Raw genomic sequence first — 2,420 nt, 5'->3', positions numbered from 1 at the left:
TTTGTGTGATGGGGGCTGGGTTCGGCGGTATCTCGACTGCGCTTGAAGTGCGGCGGAGAGGGTTCACCCGTATGATCGTGCTGGAGCGCGCTGCCGGTCCGGGCGGGGTTTGGCTGGCGAATCAATATCCTGAGGCTCGCTGCGACAACCCGTCTGCGCTCTACTCGCTTGCGCGACATGGCTTCTCCTGGCGCGGCAGGTACGGAGACCGCGTCGAGATCCAGGGCTATCTTGCCGATGTGGTCCGTAAGGCGGGCCTCGAGCGCTGCATCCGATACGGGCGGGCAGTAACCTCGGCACGGTTCCGCAGCGAAAGCACCGACTGGGAAGTTCAGACGGCAGCAGGCGAGCTCTTCCGCGCCGACTACCTGATCTCGGCGGTCGGCCAGCTCGCCGAACCTCGCCAGCCGAACCTCGACGGCCGTGATCTATTCCGGGGTGTGCAGTTCCACTCAGCACGATGGCCTGACTCACTCGATGTCAACGGTCTCCGAGTCGGTGTGATCGGGACCGGGGCCAGTGCTGCACAGTTGGTTCCGTGGTTGCAGCGTCACGCCGCGTCGCTGACGGTGTTCCAACGCAATGCCGCATGGGTTTTGCCCAAGTCCGATGTTCGATACTCGGCCCGGCGGACTGCGCTGGCGGCGTGGTCACCTGTGCGCGCGGTGGAACGAGCCGTCGTCTATGCGCTGTGCGAACTATTCATCTTGTCCGTTACGTCAGCTCCGGTAGGGAGTCGCTGGGTGGCTCGGATGGCGCGCGATCATCTCCGCCGACACGTCTCCGATCCCGTTCTGCGTCAGACGTTGACTCCTGACTACCCGGTCGGCGGAAAGCGGTGTGTGTTCTCCGACGCGTTTTATCCAGCGCTCGCTGCTCCGAACTGCACTGTCGTGACAGACAGGATCAGCGCGATCACCGAATCGGGAGTTGCCACCGAGGCAGGAGATCAGCTAGACCTGGACTTGATCGTCTACTGCACAGGCTTCACTCCGACCGATTTCCTCTCCACAGTCGAGGTGTCCGGGCGCAGCGGCAAGTCTCTTACCGATCATTGGGCACTGGGCGCCAAAGCCTATCTCGGCGTGGCCACGTCCGAATTTCCGAATCTGTTCTTCGTGGCCGGTCCGAACACCAATCTCACCTTCGGCTCCGTTGTGTTCATGTTGGAATGCCAAGCGCGCTATATAGGGTCACTGTTGTCACATGCAGCGCGCACCCGGGTCGCACTGATGGAGGTGCGACCCGAAGCTGAGCAGGCATTCGGCGACTGGCTTCGGACACGGTTCACCGGATCGGTCTGGTCGCGTGTCTCCAGCCCCTACAAGGATCATCATGGCACTGTGTCGTCATTGTGGCCCCGCACTATGACGCAGTACTGGTGGCTTACCAGGCGGCCGCGCCTAAGCGACTTCGTCACATCGCGCCGGCAGTTGTAGGTCAACCCCTTCCGCAAACGCGCCATGTGATGTCGTCATCATGCGCCGCTGTAATGAAATGCACCGTTGTGCTGGCCGCTACGCGCGATGTCAATAGGCCGTGCGAACTGGCTGACATGCTGAAACCAGACTCCGGTCCAGCTCCCGGCGCAAAGGCTATCGTGAATTCGGCCACAGGGCTAGGTCTCCTCGTGTCGAGTATGTATAGAGTTCAAGGACAGAAGCTGGTGCCGTCGCCGGTCGTCCATTAGAGTGGTTGATGCGCTGGTTGGCGGATATCGGGCCACATGCTTTGGCTATCGAATATTGAGGGGTGGGAATGTCCATGATCGGGTTCAGTAGTGCTATTCCGCTATCGCCATCGCAGATGGGTCAATGGTATGCGCAGCATCTCGATCCATTCATTCCGATTAATACTGCACAGTACGTCGATATTCGTGGCGATCTCGACTTGGAAACTCTGGAGCGAGTCAGCATTATCGCAGGTTTGGAGTTCGGGAGTGGATTTGTTCGCATCGCTGAATTGAATGGGGAGCCCTGTCAGTATGTAGACCCAGGCCTATCGAGCGAACTTGAATACGTAGACCTTCGTGACGTGGAGAATTCAGAACGCGCTGCGCTAGTTTGGATGCGTCAAGAATATTCGTGTCCGATCAACCTTACGTCCGATCGTCTGGTTCGGGCAGCAGTGCTTCAGATCAGCGATGACCGCTGGTTTTGGTATTCGCGCGCCCACCACATTGTGTTGGACGGTTTCGGCGCTGCGACTTTTACTGCTCGGATCGCGGAGCTCTACACTGCGGCCGTCACCGGCGCCGAGGCACCGGCCGGCAAGGCCACCGACCTGCGCACCCTCTACGACTCCGAGATCGCCTACCGCGACAGCACCCGCTTCGAATCCGACAAGGCGCACTGGGCCCAGCGCGTGGCCGGGCTGGAAGAGGGCAGCAGCCTCACCGGCCGATCGGCTCAGCGTTCGCC

Annotated in this window: 2 protein-coding genes; both read left to right on the top strand. The window is 60.4% G+C overall.

Annotation, left to right across the window (positions count from 1 at the left end; genetic code table 11):
- Nucleotides 1-1,439 (top strand): flavin-containing monooxygenase (locus ACFWPJ_RS30480; RefSeq protein WP_378856616.1); only part of this gene is annotated, 1,439 nt, incomplete at its 5' end.
- Nucleotides 1,440-1,758: 319 nt separating this feature from the next.
- On the top strand, nt 1,759-2,420 hold a 662-nt coding region (locus ACFWPJ_RS30475; protein WP_378856614.1), incomplete at its 3' end, for a condensation domain-containing protein.

Origin of the sequence: Nocardia sp. NPDC058497 (assembly GCF_042720195.1) — a bacterium.
Lineage (GTDB): Bacteria > Actinomycetota > Actinomycetes > Mycobacteriales > Mycobacteriaceae > Nocardia.
This window is presented reverse-complemented; position numbering and strand designations above follow the sequence as displayed.